Genomic DNA, 16,325 nt, shown 5'->3' with positions numbered 1-16,325 from the left:
AATCCTGTAAACCGGATCTGTCAATATTCAATTATAAAAAGCTCTCCCCGTCCGGGGGATCAGGACAGGCGGCACAGGTACGGCCGCCCGCCTGTTTCTTTTCTTTCTTATCCTTTCACTGCCCCGGAAAGTCCGTCTACATAGTACCTCTGCATATAGAGGAACAGCGCCGCGATCGGAACGGATATGAGCACCGCGCCTGCCGCGAAGCTTGTGTACCAGCTGTCGATGTACTCTTTCTCGAGCATCCGCCACAGCCCGATGGCAATGGTATACTGGTCCGCATTTGCCCGGCAGATCACCTTCGCGAAGATGAAATCCAGCCACGGCGACATAAAGGATGTCAGCACAGTATAGATGACGATCGGTTTGCTTAAGGGAAGCGTAACCTTCGTAAAGATCTGCCATCTCGTACAGCCGTCCAGGATCGCCGCCTCATCCACCGCGATGGGGATCGTGTCAAAGAATCCCTTTGCGATCTGGAAGCTCAGGGCCGCTCCTCCCGAATAGACCAGGATCAGGGCCAGCTTGATCAGATTGCCCTCTGTCATGCCAAGCGCTTTCAGGATAAAGTACACAGCGACCATGGACATAAATCCCGGGAATAAGCCGAGGATCATCGCCATGTTCATGTACGGCTTCCTCATCTTAAAGCGCAGCCTTGACAGGCAGTAGGACACTGCCAGCACATAAAATGTGGCAAGGATGCAGGAGCAGATGGCGATGAACAGCGTATTCATGAACATCTGCGGAAAATTCAGGATCGTTGTATCCGTGAACAGCTTCGCATAGTTATCCAGCGTGAATGACTGCGGGAAAAACGTAGATACATAGGACCCCTTCTCCGCGCGGAAGCTGGTCAGGATCACCCAGACAATGGGGAATACCCAGATCACCGCGAGGATCCCGAGGATCACATGGACGATCGTATTATTGATAAAGCGTCTTTTCTTCGCCGAATGGATCTTATTTCCAGCCATGCCTAGAACCCTCCTTCTTCTTTGTATGATTTACTGTTCCGGTATGTAAGCAGCGCAGCCACCGCAAGGATGAGAAACGTCAGGATGCCGATGACAGCTCCGATATTGTAATACTGCTTGTCAATGGTCAGCTTATACAGCCAGGTGACCAGCAGGTCCGTCTTCCCGGCGGTGGACGACAGGTCTGTGACCGGGTCGCCGCCGGACAACAGGTAGATGACATTAAAGTTATTGACATTTCCTGTAAATGTCACGATCAGGTAAGGCGTTGTCACATACAGCATATACGGCAGCGTGATCTTCGTAAAGATCTGGAATGCATTCGCCCCGTCCACTTTTGCCGCCTCATAAAGCTCTCCCGGGATATTCTGGAGCACGCCGGTAAGCTGCAGCAGTGTGTAAGGTACGCCGACCCAGATATTGACGATGATGACTGTCACCCTTGCCCATGTGGGATCCGTAAAGAACGGAAGGCTCGCGTCCTGCGCAATCAGTCCCAGGTTCCTCAGAAGGACGTTCACCGCTCCTTCCGGCTGGAGCATGGTCCTCATGATCAGAAGGGATACGAACATCGGCACCGCACAGGAGAGCACAAAACAGAATCTCCAGAATCCTTTTGCCCTTGTGCCCTTCCGGTTGATCATCAGGGAAATGATCATACCGAAAATGTAGTTCGAAAACGTGGCAAAGAACGCCCACACCAGAGTCCATCCGAGCACAGACCAGAAGGTGCTCCCGAGGATACTCCCCGAGTCAAACAAAGCCTTAAAGTTATCCAGTCCCACCCAGTCAAAAAGCATCAGGTGGTTGTCGATCTTGCTGTAATTCGTAAATGCCATGCAGATCATGAAGATCAGCGGCAGGATCGTAAACGCAAAGATAAAGAACATGGGCGGCGTCATGAGGAGCCTGTGCAGGTTCTCATGGAGCAGGGACTTTAAGTCTTCCCTGAAATTATTCACATGCCTTCCCTCTTTGTCCAGACACTCCGCCTTGTACGCGCTGCGCAGCGCCCCGCGCCATGCAAGGAACATCAGCACGGTTAAAAGCACGGTCGCCACTCCGTAGAGCAGGATCAGGACGGACTGGTCGCCCTTTGTATACATATACACCTGAAGCGTCTCGTCCCAGTATTCTTCCTGGGGGACTGTCCCCAGGCTTCCCAGCAGCCTTAAGAAGCCGATCCCGTTCACTGCCATAAATACGACATAAGCCACTTCCACCGCAAGGTACAGAAGCCCTTTGATCTTCTGCCCGTGCACGATATTGCCAAGTCCCATGAGTATCATGGAAAGCTTTGTCTCAAGTCCGCCCTCCCGGATCGCCCTTGTGCATGTATAGGGAGTCGGAAAATCATTTACTCTCTTTTTGAAAATTCCCATCCTCGTCACCTCATTTAAATCCCGTCACTGTTCATCGCTTCATTCATCTGCTCCGTCTGGTCTGCCGCATTGTCATGGGTAATGCTTCCGTTCCGGATCCCCTTGCCCATGTTTTCCACCGGAGTCCAGCAGTTGTTCATCTTAGACACGAATGGCTGCAGGATCGATGTATTGAGGAAGGTCTCATTCTGCGCCATAACCACCGGGTCAGCCCCGATCTCCGGATCCTCCGTCAGCTCCGTACAGCAGGGGATCGTCCCGCACATCTCGTAGTGCGCTCTCTGCGCTTCCGGCGAGCCAAGGAATACGGCAAGCTCCACCGCTGCCACCATGTTGTCTGTATTCGGGTTCACCCCGATTGCCTTGGAACCCGCGTAAGACATCATCTGCTTCTCTTCCCCGTTCAGCGTAAATGTGGGAAGCGCCGCCACGCCCATATTGTCTCCGAGGGCATCTTTCACCGAATTGGCGTCCCAGGAGCCTGAGAACATAGCATTGATGCTGCCGTCGCGGAGTCCCGCGATACCGGATCCAAGGTCATCGATCCTGAAATTCGGATTGCTCTCCAGGTCGATCAGATAGTCTGTTACATCCACTGCCTTCTGGCCTCCGAAATCCACTCCCGCAGATTCGTCAGTACCGTCTCCGAACAGAGTGCACCCGTTTCCTATGTAAAACGCCGGCAGATACCAGGAGTTCACGAACGGGAAGGATACGACTCCCTTCTCCAGCATGGTATCCAGGCTCTTCACATCCTCCTCTGTGTAAACGCTCTTGTCATAGTACATGAACCAGGTATTCGTTGTAAACGGCACGCCGTACAGCTCTCCGTCCATGGTCAGGGAATCCAGGACTGCCTCCGAGTTCATGGACTCGATCTGCTCTCTGTACTTCCCGCCGAATTTTGCCAGTGCATTGGCATCTGTCATCGTGGTCAGCGTATCGTTTGCATACATAAATACATCCGCACTTGCCTCGGCATCCTGCGACACCGTCCCTGCCGCGCTGGCCTCGTCCGCGATCCCGTACACAAATGTGATATCCCATTCGGGATGTTCGTCCGCAAATGCTTCGCACATCGTCTGGAGCCACTCGCCGTTATCCTTTGACTGGTCATTCTGCGGGGACCAGACCATCAGCCGGATGCTCTCTTTCCCTTCGCCTGCACTGCCGCAGCCTGTCAGCCCAGCCGCCGCAAGTCCGAGAGTCATCACTCCCGCCAGCAGCACAGACACTGCTCTTCTTCTCATCTTTCCATCCTCCGCTTCTAAAGTTTCGAATTGTTTCGTTATCATTATAATAGACCTGTATTGCATAATCGTCAATTCTATTTCTTATATTCAATTCATTTTATCTGTTTTGCATAAATACCCCTCTTATTTTTTGTACATAATTATTTATCCGAAACTTATCTAAACTTATTTCCCGTCTCATTGATTTCTCTTTTCTTTTTTTATATAATATTTTTACAGGTTTACAGCGAAACAATCAGAAATTTTATAAAAGAAACAGGTGGATTTTTTATGACGACCATTCAGGATATCGCTGATAAGCTGGGGATTTCCAAGGGCACTGTGTCCAAAGCTCTGAATGACGCCCCTGACATCAGCGAAACATTACAAAAACAAATACTGGAGACTGCCGTGGAACTGGGCTATACCAAACTCCGGCGCTATAAGAAAACCGCAAAGCGTCTGTGCGTCATTGCCCAGAAGGACAACATCGAATACCTGGAGCCGCACCACTTTGCGTATGATATTGTGATGGGTTTCCGGCAGATGAGCGAACCTGCCGGGTTTGAGGTGGATGTAGTCCCGGTGGATGTGGAGCTCCAGCGCGAGACATCTTTTGATGTGTTCATGCTGCAGAATGATTACGCCGGGGCTTTTGTCCTCGGCTTTTCCCTCGGCGAGCCGTGGATGAAGGATTTTCAGGCCACGCGCACGCCCACTGTCCTCTACGATAACCATATCATCGGGAATCCCGCCACAGCCTACGTGGGGATCGACAACGACGAAGGCATGTACCTTGCAGTGGGGTACCTGAAAAAACAGGGACACCAGAAGATCGGATATTTAAGCAGCGCGCTCGGCTCCCATATCATGCAGGTCCGCCACAGAGCGTTCTTCCAGGCAATGCACCGCCACGGCCTGAAAGCAGACTCCTCTTACTCAGGTTGTTCCTACTATCTGTCCGAGTGCATGGAGAAACATCTCCCCCGCTTCCTCGACATGGGGATGACCGCTGTGATCTGCTGCCAGGACACCTTTGCCAGCGCTGCCATCACCCAGTGCCAGCAGCTCGGGTACCAGGTACCCAGGGATATCAGCATCATCGGCTTCGACGACATCCCGATCTGCCCGTACACTTCCCCGCCCCTGACCACGGTGCGCCAGGACCGGACCGAGCTCGGGAAAAGCGGCTATTATGCCCTCAGCAGCCTGATGAACGGAGTGTCCATCGGCACAGTCCTGCTCCACGCTGACCTGATCGTGAGAGGATCCACAGCTGCTCCCAGACAGTAAAGATCCCTGACAGGCTTTCCGCCTGACAGACTTTCCAGATAAAGAGATGGCATAAAAGAGATGAGGCCGGCGCATGAAGAACTCTCCATGCGCCGGCCTCATCTCTTTTATGCCGTCTTTTATACTATCTTTATACTGTCTTTTCTGCCGCCTTTTTCATCACAAGGCGGACAGTCCATCCCCGTATCACGCCTTCCTGCATCTCCGTCATGACCAGGCCGATGAAAAGCGGGCACACTGCCAGCCAGACAGCTGCGAGCCCCATCACGCGGAGCGACAGATATGCCGCCGCCACACTGGCGTGGAAAAACAGGATCGTCTCTCCGAAAAATCGCCCTTTTTTCAGGTTCTTCGCTCTCTCCTCCTGTTCATCTTCTCCCGCCAGGAAATACTCCGTGAACGAGAGCACCGTCTGCTTCAGATTATTCGTAGAAAAAATGGTAGAGCAGGCATAGCCTTCTGCTCCTTTAAACACGCACCACTGGAAGGACATCGCGAAAAACACCGGATACAGCGCCAGGACCGGGTCCATCTGCCCGGGCATCACCGCCGCCGCTGCCGCTGCCGCCGCATCGACAGCAATAGCCAGATACTTCAGGTTCAGCGGAGTTTTCTTCCTGAGGACCGCAAAGATCACCATCGCCGCGGCGTATATAAGCAGTGCTCCCAGACGCAGGGAAGCGTCTGCAAGATTTCTTCCCAGGATATCCCCGACCATCTCGATCAGGTTCGCCGTCTGCGCGGACCCGAATACCGCCATGCGCCCGAATATCGCATACCCGCCGAAAAAGCCGCCGCAGACAGCCATTACAAAATGCGTCCAGACCTCTGACCTGTTATTCCATTCCATTTTTATCATCCCTCCGACCGCTCTCCATTATAGCACGCCGCGCGGGTTTTACAATCTTTTTTTGTCAAACTTTTAAAATATCCCTTTTAAAATATCATTACAGTTATCCCTCCAGCGCTTCCGCCGCACGAGCAAGTTCATCCCTGATATGGATGTGCTGCGGACAGACCTGTTCACATTTCCCGCAGCGTATACACGCTGACGCTTTTGCAAATCCGCGCCCCTCTGTATTCCACTGATATTTATGCCGGGCGCCCGAAAGATCGTGATACATTGTATACAGGTTATACGCCTGGAAGATGCCATGGATCCCGATCTGTTTCGGGCATCCTTTCATACAGTAAGCGCACGAGGTACAGGGAATCTTCGGGAAGGAGGCGTACATATCTCTGGCTCTTTTTATCACCTGCTGTTCTGCCTCTGACAGCGGTGCAAAATCTTTCATATAAGAAAGATTATCCTCCATCTGTTCCATGTTTGACATACCGGAGAGCACTGTGATCACCCCATCGAGGGAAGCGGCAAAGCGGATCGCCCATGAAGACGGGGATGCATTTCCATCCGCCTCTGCCAGGATCTCTTTTACTTCCCTCGGCGGATCCGCCAAAGTCCCGCCTTTCACCGGTTCCATGATAATAACAGGTTTGCCGTGCTTCCTTGCCGTCTCATAGCATTTCCTCGATTCGATATCCGGGTCTTCCCAGTCCGCGTAATTGATCTGAAGCTGCACAAACTCCATTTCCGGATGCTCTGTCAGTATCCTGTCCAGCGCTTCCGCTTTATCATGCATAGAAAATCCCAGATGACGGATCAGTCCCTCTTTCTTCCTTTCTTTCAAAAAGTTCCAGATATCATAGTCATCAAAAAAGCGGGTCCGCTCCTGCCCCAGATTGTGAAGAAGATAGAAATCAAAATACCCGGCTCCCGTCCTCTCCAGGGAAGTGTAAAACATCCGCTCCGCCTCTTCCCTGTTCTTCGCTCCCGCCCACGCGGGAAGCTTCGTCGCAAGAAGGAATCGATCCCTCGGATACCGGTCTACTAATACTTTTTTCGCCACTGCTTCGGACTCTCCGTCATTGTAGCCATATGCAGTGTCAAAATAGCAGAATCCTTCTTCCAGAAAGCGGTCCACCATCTCCTGCGTGCGCGCCACATCAATTTTTTCTCCATCCATGGGAAGCCTCATCAGGCCAAATCCAAGCTTCGGAATATTTTCGCCCAGATATTTTTCCATTTTATCCTCTCCTTTCACAATCCTTTTTTTTGCTTCACTGACATATTTAATAAGCCTGTTTTCCAGCTCTTCCATCACTCTGCCCGTATCCGGGTCCAGGTATGGGATACGGTGGATCAGACGCCTGACATAATCATTTTCCTCGACGATATCAAGACTCGCCCGGTAATTGAGGTCGTAAAAATATACCAGATATGATACCCAGTAATCCATGGGTGTTACCCTGTCCGAGGAGAGGATACTCCTGCCAGCCAGCGCATCCTCGCGCACCTTCGGAGTTATGGCAGATAAGCTGACTTCCTCTGCCGGAGCACCCAGGAACGTCTCAAAATCATCCTCCAGCTTGACCCGGCAGTTGTCCAGCTTATCCGCATCCCGGATGATCCTGGCATGCATGAGCTCCCGCCCGTCCGTAATGCCTTCCAGAGCAAAATCACTGTGCCGCGCGATCGCCGTGCGGATCACACCGTCCCATGTATCCTCAGGGACAAACCTGCGGATCATCCCCTGTTTCCCAAAAAGGAGTTCCACCCCGTAAGACGCGTGGTCCATTGTATCCGGCAGAAAACTGTCAAATCTCCTGAGCTGCTCAAACCGCCCGATGTCGTGGAGCAGGGCGATGATCCCCGCCAGCTCTTTATCCTCCTGCGAGAGTCCCAGACGCCCTGCGATCGCCGCACTCTGCTCCACGACGCCATATGTATGTACGATCTTCAGCCTTACTTTGTCATTCTCCCTGTCATAGCCGTCCAGATATTTTTCGAAAACCTGCTTTGCACTGTCAAAATCCATGTTTTCTCATCCTCCTGTCCCCGTACTTTCCCCCTGTTTCTCATTTTACTACATTTACTGCCCGGAATACATCATTGAATTCTATTTTTCAAAATGGTATCATGATCAGGTGTGCTGGCAGGCATACAGAAGAAACAGAAATTCCCGCCAACAGGGCGGCAGAATGGAGCTAATTATGACAGGACAACAGCTAAAGATCAGGAAACACAGAGAGATCCGGCGTGCATTCCGGGCAGCCTTCCCCCATACGATCCCCATTTTCGCGGGATTCTGGTTCCTGGGGCTTACATACGGCATCTATATGAATGTATCCGGGTTTTCCTTTATCTATCCCATGCTCATGAGCATCACGATCTTCGCCGGAAGCATGGAATTCGTCACTGTAGATTTCCTGCTCGGGGCATTCACCCCGCTCCAGGCATTTGCCATGACGCTTATGATCAACGCCCGTCATCTGTTCTACGGCATTTCCATGCTGGAAAAGTACAGGGGCTATGGATGGCGTTCCTTTTATCTCATCTTCGGCATGTGTGATGAGAGCTTTTCTATCAATTACACTGCCATGATCCCAAAAGATTTCGACAAGGGCTGGTTTATGTTCTTTGTAACCGCGCTCAACCATTTTTACTGGTTTTTCGGCGCTACACTGGGCGGGATCTTCGGTTCCCTGATCCACTTTGACACGGAGGGTCTGGATTTCGTGATGACAGCGATGTTTGTCGTGATCTTCCTCGAGCAGTGGCTGAAAGAAAAAGATCATACAAGCTCGCTCATCGGACTGGCGCTCTCCCTGATCTGCCTCATCGCATTCGGAGCTGACAATTTTATCATCCCCGCTATGCTTGCGATCCTGATCCTCCTGACCGTGATCCGCAGACCTCTTGAGACGCGTGTCAGCCCATCAGCAGATATGGCAAAAGAAATAGAGAAAGGCGGTGAACAGCCATGACACTCGCACAACAGATCATAACCGTAGCCGTGGTAGTCCTTGCCACCATGCTGACCCGTTTCCTTCCGTTCCTCGTATTTCCGGCAGGACGCCCCACTCCTAAATATGTTCAGTATCTCGGGAAAGTTCTCCCCTCTGCGGTTTTCGGACTGCTCATCATCTATTGCCTGAAGAACGTAAGCATCTTCACCGGCAGCCATGGTCTCCCGGAACTCATTGCCATAGCCCTGGTGATCGCGCTCCATCTGTGGAAACGGCAGATGCTGCTCTCCATCGCGGGAGGGACCATCTGCTATATGCTATTGGTACAGTTTGTGTTCTGAAATCTGTATTTGTGGGGGGGGAACCAGCTGATTGGATATGGGTACGAAAACCGTGGGTTTGATTGAGGACGTTTTCGCGGCGGGCGGGGATATGGCTTGGGTTCCGGTTCCGTAATCTGGGAAAGACGTAAAAAGAATGGGATACGGCTAAGGACAATTTCAAAGCGGAAGATTCGCCTGCGGCTCAGGCATCCGCTTTGAAATTAACGCCGCATCCCATTCTTTTAAGTCTTTCCATCAGATTACTCCAAGTCACCGCCGCCATATCCCCGCCCGCCGCGAAAGGTGCATCAAAGGGTCGGTTTTCTGCGTGCATCCGATCGGAAGGTGCCACGGACTTCCGGGAGAGGGTTAGCCGTCCGATTTGGCCCAGCAAGCTGGGCCTCTCTACTGGTTATAGACTTGAAATCCGGGACTATGCGTTGGAATCAGCAGGTGGATTGTCTGAGCCAAAGGCGAGTTACCGCCTGCTGATTTCTGCTTTTAGCATAGTCCCGGATTTTTTAGTTTTGCTGCCCCGGAGCCCCGGAGCCGAAGCCACCCACACACCCGTGCTGAATACGTCTTCGACACATCCGCTTCACTGCTTTCGGACGTTTTACTCTGACAGTGGCTCCCCCACAAATACAGATTTGATTATACGATGCCCTGTGCTGTCATCGCCTCTACGACTTTCTCGAATCCGGCGATGTTCGCACCTACCACATAGTTGCCTTTGAAGCCGTATTTCTCAGCTGCATCAGCCATATTGTGGCAGATATTTACCATGATGTTCTGCAGTTTTGCGTCTACTTCTTCGAATGTCCAGCTCAGGCGCTCGCTGTTCTGAGACATCTCGAGTGCAGATGTTGCCACACCGCCTGCGTTTGCAGCCTTTCCTGGTGCGAACAGGACGCCATGCTCCTGGAGATACTCTGTTGCTTCCATTGTTGTCGGCATATTTGCGCCTTCAGCCACTGCCATGCATCCGTTCTCAACGAGCATCTTAGCGTCTTCAAGGTGAAGCTCATTCTGTGTTGCACACGGAAGTGCGATATCAACCTTCACTGACCATACGCCTCTGCCCTCATGATATTCAGAATTCGGACGGTATTTCTTGTACTCTGTCAGTCTTGCGCGGTTCACCTCTTTGATCTCCTTGAGAGCCGCAACATCGATTCCTTCCGGATCATATACCCAGCCGTTAGAATCACTTACTGTCACAACCTTCGCGCCAAGCTGCTGTGCTTTCTCTGTCGCATAGATCGCCACGTTTCCTGAACCGGATACTGCTACTGTCTTGCCTGCGATATCCTGTCCGTTCAGTTTCAGCATTTCCTGTGTCAGATACAGCAGACCATATCCTGTCGCCTCTGTACGGACGAGAGATCCGCCGTAGCTTAATCCCTTACCTGTCAGGACACCCTCATAGAGACCGCGGATCCTCTTGTACTGTCCGAACATGTAACCGATCTCTCTTGCGCCTGTTCCGATATCTCCTGCCGGTACGTCTGTATCAGCGCCGATATATTTGCAGAGCTCTGTCATAAAGCTCTGGCAGAATGCCATAACTTCCCTGTCTGATTTGCCCTTCGGATCAAAGTCAGAACCGCCTTTTCCTCCGCCGATCGGAAGACCTGTCAGAGAGTTCTTAAAGATCTGCTCAAATCCAAGGAATTTGATGATACCAAGGTTTACGGACGGGTGAAGGCGGAGTCCTCCCTTGTACGGTCCGATCGCGCTGTTGAACTGTACGCGGTACCCTGTATTTACATGTACCTGTCCCTTATCATCTACCCACGGAACACGGAACTTAAACTGTCTCTCAGGCTCTGTCAGTCTCTCAAGAAGAGCTTCTTTGCGGAATTTCTCTTCATTCGCCTCGATCACTACACGGAGAGACTCAAGGACTTCTTTTACTGCCTGGTGGAATTCCGGCTCTGCCGGGTTTTTCTTTACGACCAGATCGATCACTTCATCAACGTATGACATCTTAATCTACCTCCTAAAATAAATATGGCAGGACACTCGATGCGCCTGCCTTCCTGGCATCTTTGCCCACGCGTATATTTTAAAAGGTATATGAATGAATGTCAACGAAAAATTTCATTATTTTACAGTTTTAACGCTTTATTACGGTAAATTTGCAGGAATCCTGCCGAAGGCAATGCAGACTTTACCTCTTATCGCCCATACAGAATACTGCCACCACTCCCGGACCTGTATGGCTTCCGATCACGGTCCCGATGTTGTTGATCAGGATATTGTCAATGCCCATTTTCTCGCGGACGAGCTTTGCCACATACTCTGCGTCTTCGATGCAGTCTCCGTGTGTGATCATAATGATGTCATTGTCCCAGCCTTTTGACTGTTCCACTGCCATATCCACGATCTTGTTGAGGGATTTCTTTCTCCCGCGTTCTTTACCGATCACCTGGAGCTTTCCGTTATCATCCATGTGTATGATCGGCTTGATCTGCACGAGTGTGCCGAGGACTGCTGTTGTCTTTGATACACGGCCGCCTCTGTGGAGATGGTTCAGGTCATCCACTGTGACATTGTGGCAGATGTGGAGCTTATTCTCTTCCACCCACTGAGCGGTTTCATCGATCGTCTTCCCCATCGCTTTCTGCTGGAGGGCTTTGTACAGAAGCAGCCCTTCTCCCAGGCAGGCGCACAGGGTATCGATCACAATGACCTTTGCCTCCGGGTACTTTTCTTCCAGCATCTGTCCGGCGATGCGCATGCTGTTCAGCGTACCGCTCAGGCCCGATGAAAATCCCAGGTGAAGGACATCTTTTCCATCTTTCACATATGGTTCCAGCAGCTCTGCCGCCTCTTCCGGATTGACCTGGGATGTCACGGACATCTTGCCCTCACGGAGTTTTGCGAAGAATTCTTTTGCGGAGAGGCCTTCCATATCTGTGTAAGTCTCTCCATCTATCGTATATTTCAGCGGAACAACCGGGACATGTCTCTCCTCCAGCCATTCTTTCGGCAGATCCACCGTACTGTTCACTGTGATCACATAATCTCTCATCTCTGTGTCCTCCTGCATAAATATCCGCCCGCACCGGCAGGTTCATCTTTCTTAATGATAACACCTTTTTATGCATTAGGCAAAAAATTTTTACAGATTCCACAGTTTGTATAAATATCCATGAGTGCGAATGAAATTCGTAACCGCCCGTTTTCAGTTCAGTTTTACATTCAGATAGTTCCGCCCGGACAGCGTCTTATTAAAGATCAGGAAGCAGACGACAAGGATGCATCCGATGATAAAGCCATACAGGTCAAACACCGCCGTCAGCACCAGCAGCATGAGGCGCATGAATTTCAGCGCGTAGCCCAGCTCAAAGTTCGGCTGGGTATAGTTGGCCACCGCCACGAATGCCATGTACAGCATCACCTCCGAGTTGAACCAGCCCGACTGTACGGAGAATTCCCCCATCACGATACCGGCGATCACACTCAGAGGCGTGCTCAGCATGGTCGGCGTATTCATGGCAGCAAGCCTCAGGCCGTCGATGGACAGTTCAAGCAGAAGGAACTGAAAGATCAGCGGGATATTCACAGTGTCCCGCACCGCGACGAACTCAAATGCCTCTGGCAGCCAGTCCTGGTTCTGCATAAAAAGCAGGTACAGCGGCGTGAAGAATACCGTAGCGATCGTGATAAGCGCTCTCGTCACCTTCAGATAAACAGCTGTGACCGTGGGGAAGTAATAGTCATTCGCCTCCTCGATCATATCCAGGATCGAAGTGGGCAGGATCATGGCGGAAGGTGAATTGTCCACCAGGATCACCACCTTTCCCTCCAGCAGGCACGCCGCAGCAGTATCCGGTCGCTCCGTAAACTTAAATTTCGGGAACGGGTTGAACCACTTCCTCTTGAACAGCGCTTCCGCAAGACTCTGCTGGTTCATCCTCAGATCGTCGATCTTCAGGCTTTCGATCCTGTCCTTCAGATTTTTCAATAACTCAGGATCGACTCTGTCGCTCATATAACACAGGGCGATATCCGTGCGCGATGTCTGCCCTGCTTCCGTCATCTCCATCACCAGATGCGGGTCCCGGATCCTGCGGCGCATGAGAGCGGTATTGAATACGATCGTCTCCACAAATCCGTCCCTGGACCCGCGCAGCGACCTGTCCTTGTCCGGCTCGTCCACGCTCCGTGCCGGATAGGTGCGGCAGTCGATCGCGATACACTCTTTATACCCATTGATAAAGAGCACTGCCGGACCGGAAAGGACATTCCTAATAACCTGGTCAAAATCTTCCAGGACATCAACCTCCACATAGGGCACATTTTTCTGGATAAATCCTTCCGCGTCCTCAGGCATGTCTTCTTCTGACACAGAAAGAAAGGAGTCCATGATCTTTAACATTGCCTCATCTTTAATGAATCCGTCAATGTAGTAGAATACGGACGCCCTTCCCCCGATCTCCATCTCCCGGCGGATGATGTCAAAACTTTCATTCACCGGAAGGATCTCATTCATATATCTTATGTTATCTTCAAAGGAAGCACTGATTTTTTTTGTATTTTTCTCTACCATAGGATCTGTTTCTCCTTATCTGCCGGAAGTCAGCATGATTCTCTATGATAGTTATAGTGCCCCGTTCTCTTTTATTTATTCCCGCGAAACAGCGGGACAGACGGATATGCCTGCATATCCACTGCCTATCCTTTCGCTGGCTGCCGGTTTATTTTTCTGTTCCGTCTTCGTCATCCTCTTCCAGATACCCTGCCTTTTTCATTTTCTCGATCACCTGTGCCTGCCTCTGGCGGGCGAGTTCCGGGCTTGCCAGAGGATTATAATTCGTAGGCGCATTCGGGATGCCCGCCAGGAGCGTGCACTCATCAAAGTCCATCTCTGACGGCGCTTTCCCGAAATATCCCTCGGACGCGTCTGCCACGCAGTAATAATTATTCCCGAAAAAGATGGAATTTACATACAATTCCAGTATCTTGTCTTTATCAAGGACTGACTCGATCTTAAACGCCATGAACATCTCCGCGATCTTCCGGACAATCTTCTTATCCTGAGTAAAATACTGGTTCTTTGCGAGCTGCTGTGTGATCGTACTGCCGCCTTCTACATACGCGCCTGCTTTGATATCGTTTACCAGCGCCCTTCCGATCGCGATAGGGTCGATCCCCGGATGGCTGTAAAACCGCTTATCCTCCACCGACAGCACTGCGTCGATATAAGTCTGGGGCAGTTCATCCAGATCTGTATAATTATCGATAGACTCTATGTCAGCCGCCATCTCTTCCACGCTCCTGGCTCCGACCGCTTCCCGGTAATCTGTATATCCCTGATAAGTCAGCACTCCTGCAGTGATCAGGATGCATAAAAAAATGAAAGAACACAGACGTTTGATCCATTTCATACTGTATGATTCCTGCCTTTCGTATTTTCCGTCCCTCTGTAACACCAGGGACGGTTTGTCTCTTGCATCTTAAACACAGTATATCGGATCCGCCTGTATCCTTCCATCATATTACCTTACGTTTTCCCGGGCAGGACTTACATTTCTGTAAGCCTCCGCAGCAGGCCCTTCTTGGCAGGCCTTCGCAGCATCCTTACTCCTTCGTCGTGCTGCCGAAGCCACCGTTCCGCACGTCTGTCACGTCATCATCCAGCGTGATCCCGTACTCCACGAAGATCCCCTGCATGAATCCGTCTCCGGCCCTGACCTCCACGGTCTTGCCCTCATTGCTGTCATTCGTGAGCTTTGCAAAGATGTGCCCCTCATTGTCAGAATCATAGTAATCGCTGTCAATAATGCCGACCGTATTGTTAAGTTGGAGCCGGAACTTAAATCCAAGCCCGCTCCTCGGGTAGCACTTGAGCACCCACTCCGGCTCCATCCATACCCGGATACCGGTAGGGATCTTCACAGTCTCTCCCGGGGCAAGCGTAATGCACACCGGGGCGAAGAAATCATACCCCGCGCTTCCTGACGTGGCGCGTTTCGGCAGCCTGATCCTCTCATAGATTTCCCGGAGTTCCGCCTCGTCAATATTCCCGAAGGTGTCTGTCCACCCTTCTCTGAACTGACTGATACTCACTTTTTCAAATTTCGCTATCCTCTTCATCATACTTCTCCTCTGAACATCCCGGACTCATCCAGCACGCGGACCACCTCCGCGATCGTCTCCTCATCCACTACAAGGGCCATCCTGACATACCCTTCCCCGCCTTTTCCGAAGGCACTTCCCGGTGTCACGATTACCCCGGTCTTCTCCATCAGCTTCAGGCAGAAATCCGCGGATGACTCATATCCTGCCGGGATCTTTGCCCACACGAACATGGTTCCCTGGCTGTCCGGCACATTCCACCCGATCTTCCGCAGGCCCCCGCACAGAGCCTGATTGCGCGCCGCATACTGGCGTCTCTGCTCTTCGATAAAGTCATCCGGACCGGTCAGGGCAGCGATTGCCGCATACTGCACCGGGTAGAAGATCCCGTAGTCGATCTGGGAGCGCAGCAGGCGGAACCGGCTGACGATATCCTTGTTTCCTACCACAAAAGAAATCCTGGCTCCTGTCAGATTGTAAGACTTTGACAGAGAGTAAAACTCCACCCCCACATCTTTCGCGCCTTCGAATGACAGGAAGGATCTTCCCGGCCTGTCCGTAAAAGTAATGTCCGAATACGCATTGTCATGCAGGATCACGATATCGTTCTTTTTTGCAAACGCGATCAGCTTTTCATAAAACTCGTCCGGCGCGCACACGCAGACCGGATTCAGCGGATAGGACACGATCATGTATTTTGCCTTTTTGAGGGTCTCTTTCGGGATGCTGTCCAGATCCGGCAGATAACCGTTTTCTTCTTTTATGGGATAATACTCCACATCCGCTCCCGCCATGATCCCGCTCATCTCAAACATCGGATATCCCGGATCCGGCACAAGGATCACATCGCCGGGATCGCAGAACACCTTGCCGATGTGTGCCATGGCTTCCTGGGAGCCATACACAGACATCACTTCATCCGTTTCGATATGTACACCAAACCGCTTCTCATAGCGATACTTTACTGCTTCTAAAAGCTCCGGCAGATCTGCCAGGGAATACTTGTAATTCTCTGCCTTCCCGCAGGCTTCCTGCATCGCCTTCATCACATGGGGCGCCGGCGGGAAATCCGGCGTTCCCACCGAAAGATTGTATACCTTCCGCCCGGCTCTGAGGAGCTTCTCCTTCTTTTCATTCAGAGCGCCGAAGATCCCGGGCTTAAAATTATTGATCAAAGTCGAAAAATGACTGCTGTCCACTTGTGTTTCCTCCTGTATCTTT

General features: G+C 51.4%; 15 protein-coding genes and 2 pseudogenes. 3 read left to right on the top strand and 14 right to left on the bottom strand.

The window, feature by feature from the left end; genetic code table 11:
* Nucleotides 1–107 precede the first annotated feature (107 nt).
* The 3 genes from B5G27_RS11805 to B5G27_RS11795 are packed head-to-tail and all read right to left on the bottom strand — an operon-like array spanning nt 108 to nt 3,612.
* Nucleotides 108–980 (bottom strand): sugar ABC transporter permease, encoded by an 873-nt coding sequence (locus tag B5G27_RS11805; RefSeq protein ID WP_087179060.1) that lies wholly within the window; start codon nt 978–980, stop codon nt 108–110.
* Between the two features lie 2 nt (nt 981–982).
* Entirely contained in the window at nt 983–2,362 is a 1,380-nt protein-coding gene (locus B5G27_RS11800) for a carbohydrate ABC transporter permease (RefSeq protein ID WP_087179059.1), read from the bottom strand.
* 14 nt (nt 2,363–2,376) lie between these two features.
* Nucleotides 2,377–3,612, bottom strand: a complete 1,236-nt coding sequence (locus B5G27_RS11795) for an extracellular solute-binding protein (RefSeq protein WP_087179058.1) — start codon at nt 3,610–3,612, stop codon at nt 2,377–2,379.
* Nucleotides 3,613–3,885: 273 nt separating this feature from the next.
* Between B5G27_RS11795 and B5G27_RS11790 the strand changes: the two genes are divergently transcribed.
* Nucleotides 3,886–4,887 (top strand): LacI family DNA-binding transcriptional regulator, encoded by a 1,002-nt coding sequence (locus tag B5G27_RS11790; protein WP_087179057.1) that lies wholly within the window; start codon nt 3,886–3,888, stop codon nt 4,885–4,887.
* 130 nt (nt 4,888–5,017) lie between these two features.
* On the opposite strand, the gene B5G27_RS11785 is transcribed toward B5G27_RS11790, so the two are convergent.
* The 4 genes and pseudogenes from B5G27_RS11785 to B5G27_RS16930 form a co-directional block, all read right to left on the bottom strand.
* Nucleotides 5,018–5,737 carry a YoaK family protein gene (locus B5G27_RS11785; RefSeq protein ID WP_162611241.1) on the bottom strand — a complete coding sequence of 240 codons (720 nt, stop codon included), beginning with the start codon at nt 5,735–5,737 and terminating at the stop codon, nt 5,018–5,020.
* 103 nt (nt 5,738–5,840) lie between these two features.
* Nucleotides 5,841–6,122 (bottom strand): 4Fe-4S dicluster domain-containing protein, encoded by a 282-nt coding sequence (locus B5G27_RS17090; protein WP_442911429.1) that lies wholly within the window; start codon nt 6,120–6,122, stop codon nt 5,841–5,843.
* A gap of 21 nt (nt 6,123–6,143) precedes the next feature.
* A pseudogene (locus B5G27_RS16935) lies at nt 6,144–6,929 on the bottom strand (aldo/keto reductase); the annotation flags it as partial.
* Between the two features lie 75 nt (nt 6,930–7,004).
* Nucleotides 7,005–7,763 (bottom strand): annotated as a pseudogene (locus B5G27_RS16930) (HD domain-containing protein); the annotation flags it as partial.
* Nucleotides 7,764–7,938: 175 nt separating this feature from the next.
* Here B5G27_RS16930 and B5G27_RS11775 point away from each other — a divergent pair.
* Both B5G27_RS11775 and B5G27_RS11770 read left to right on the top strand, forming a co-directional pair.
* Nucleotides 7,939–8,712 carry an AzlC family ABC transporter permease gene (locus B5G27_RS11775; RefSeq protein WP_087179054.1) on the top strand — a complete coding sequence of 258 codons (774 nt, stop codon included), beginning with the start codon at nt 7,939–7,941 and terminating at the stop codon, nt 8,710–8,712.
* Nucleotides 8,709–9,035 (top strand): branched-chain amino acid transporter permease, encoded by a 327-nt coding sequence (locus B5G27_RS11770; RefSeq protein ID WP_087179053.1) that lies wholly within the window; start codon nt 8,709–8,711, stop codon nt 9,033–9,035. Before B5G27_RS11775 ends, B5G27_RS11770 begins: the two co-directional genes overlap by 4 nt.
* Nucleotides 9,036–9,219: 184 nt before the next feature.
* Here B5G27_RS11770 and B5G27_RS11765 read toward each other — a convergent pair whose 3' ends face one another.
* The 7 genes from B5G27_RS11765 to B5G27_RS11735 form a co-directional block, all read right to left on the bottom strand.
* Nucleotides 9,220–9,411, bottom strand: a complete 192-nt coding sequence (locus tag B5G27_RS11765; protein ID WP_087179052.1) for a hypothetical protein — start codon at nt 9,409–9,411, stop codon at nt 9,220–9,222.
* A gap of 260 nt (nt 9,412–9,671) precedes the next feature.
* Complete coding sequence (gene gdhA / locus B5G27_RS11760; protein ID WP_087179051.1) at nt 9,672–11,006, bottom strand: NADP-specific glutamate dehydrogenase; 1,335 nt, start codon at nt 11,004–11,006, stop codon at nt 9,672–9,674.
* Between the two features lie 184 nt (nt 11,007–11,190).
* Complete coding sequence (locus B5G27_RS11755) at nt 11,191–12,054, bottom strand: DegV family protein (protein ID WP_087179050.1); 864 nt, start codon at nt 12,052–12,054, stop codon at nt 11,191–11,193.
* A 153-nt stretch (nt 12,055–12,207) separates the two neighbouring features.
* Nucleotides 12,208–13,575, bottom strand: coding sequence for a spore germination protein (locus B5G27_RS11750; protein ID WP_087179049.1), 1,368 nt, complete (start codon nt 13,573–13,575; stop codon nt 12,208–12,210).
* Nucleotides 13,576–13,723: 148 nt separating this feature from the next.
* Complete coding sequence (locus tag B5G27_RS11745; protein WP_087179048.1) at nt 13,724–14,413, bottom strand: biosynthetic peptidoglycan transglycosylase; 690 nt, start codon at nt 14,411–14,413, stop codon at nt 13,724–13,726.
* Nucleotides 14,414–14,606: 193 nt separating this feature from the next.
* Nucleotides 14,607–15,122: a deoxyuridine 5'-triphosphate nucleotidohydrolase gene (locus tag B5G27_RS11740; RefSeq protein ID WP_087179047.1), complete on the bottom strand. Its 516-nt coding sequence runs from the start codon at nt 15,120–15,122 to the stop codon at nt 14,607–14,609.
* Nucleotides 15,122–16,303, bottom strand: a complete 1,182-nt coding sequence (locus tag B5G27_RS11735) for an aminotransferase class I/II-fold pyridoxal phosphate-dependent enzyme (RefSeq protein ID WP_087179046.1) — start codon at nt 16,301–16,303, stop codon at nt 15,122–15,124. The genes B5G27_RS11740 and B5G27_RS11735 overlap by 1 nt, the downstream gene beginning before the upstream one ends.
* Nucleotides 16,304–16,325 lie beyond the last annotated feature (22 nt).

The organism is Lachnoclostridium sp. An76 (genome assembly GCF_002161355.1).
Taxonomy (GTDB): Bacteria; Bacillota; Clostridia; order Lachnospirales; family Lachnospiraceae; genus Mediterraneibacter; species Mediterraneibacter caccavium.
This window is presented reverse-complemented; position numbering and strand designations above follow the sequence as displayed.

Coding starts and splice junctions, on each gene's coding strand:
- B5G27_RS11805 (WP_087179060.1), bottom strand. CDS start 980: ATGGCTGGAAATAAGATCCATTCGGCGAAGAAAAGACGCTTTATCAAT.
- B5G27_RS11800 (WP_087179059.1), bottom strand. CDS start 2,362: ATGGGAATTTTCAAAAAGAGAGTAAATGATTTTCCGACTCCCTATACA.
- B5G27_RS11795 (WP_087179058.1), bottom strand. CDS start 3,612: ATGAGAAGAAGAGCAGTGTCTGTGCTGCTGGCGGGAGTGATGACTCTC.
- B5G27_RS11790 (WP_087179057.1), top strand. CDS start 3,886: ATGACGACCATTCAGGATATCGCTGATAAGCTGGGGATTTCCAAGGGC.
- B5G27_RS11785 (WP_162611241.1), bottom strand. CDS start 5,737: ATGGAATGGAATAACAGGTCAGAGGTCTGGACGCATTTTGTAATGGCT.
- B5G27_RS17090 (WP_442911429.1), bottom strand. CDS start 6,122: ATGTACGCCTCCTTCCCGAAGATTCCCTGTACCTCGTGCGCTTACTGT.
- B5G27_RS11775 (WP_087179054.1), top strand. CDS start 7,939: ATGACAGGACAACAGCTAAAGATCAGGAAACACAGAGAGATCCGGCGT.
- B5G27_RS11770 (WP_087179053.1), top strand. CDS start 8,709: ATGACACTCGCACAACAGATCATAACCGTAGCCGTGGTAGTCCTTGCC.
- gdhA (WP_087179051.1), bottom strand. CDS start 11,006: ATGTCATACGTTGATGAAGTGATCGATCTGGTCGTAAAGAAAAACCCG.
- B5G27_RS11755 (WP_087179050.1), bottom strand. CDS start 12,054: ATGAGAGATTATGTGATCACAGTGAACAGTACGGTGGATCTGCCGAAA.
- B5G27_RS11750 (WP_087179049.1), bottom strand. CDS start 13,575: ATGGTAGAGAAAAATACAAAAAAAATCAGTGCTTCCTTTGAAGATAAC.
- B5G27_RS11745 (WP_087179048.1), bottom strand. CDS start 14,413: ATGAAATGGATCAAACGTCTGTGTTCTTTCATTTTTTTATGCATCCTG.
- B5G27_RS11740 (WP_087179047.1), bottom strand. CDS start 15,122: ATGAAGAGGATAGCGAAATTTGAAAAAGTGAGTATCAGTCAGTTCAGA.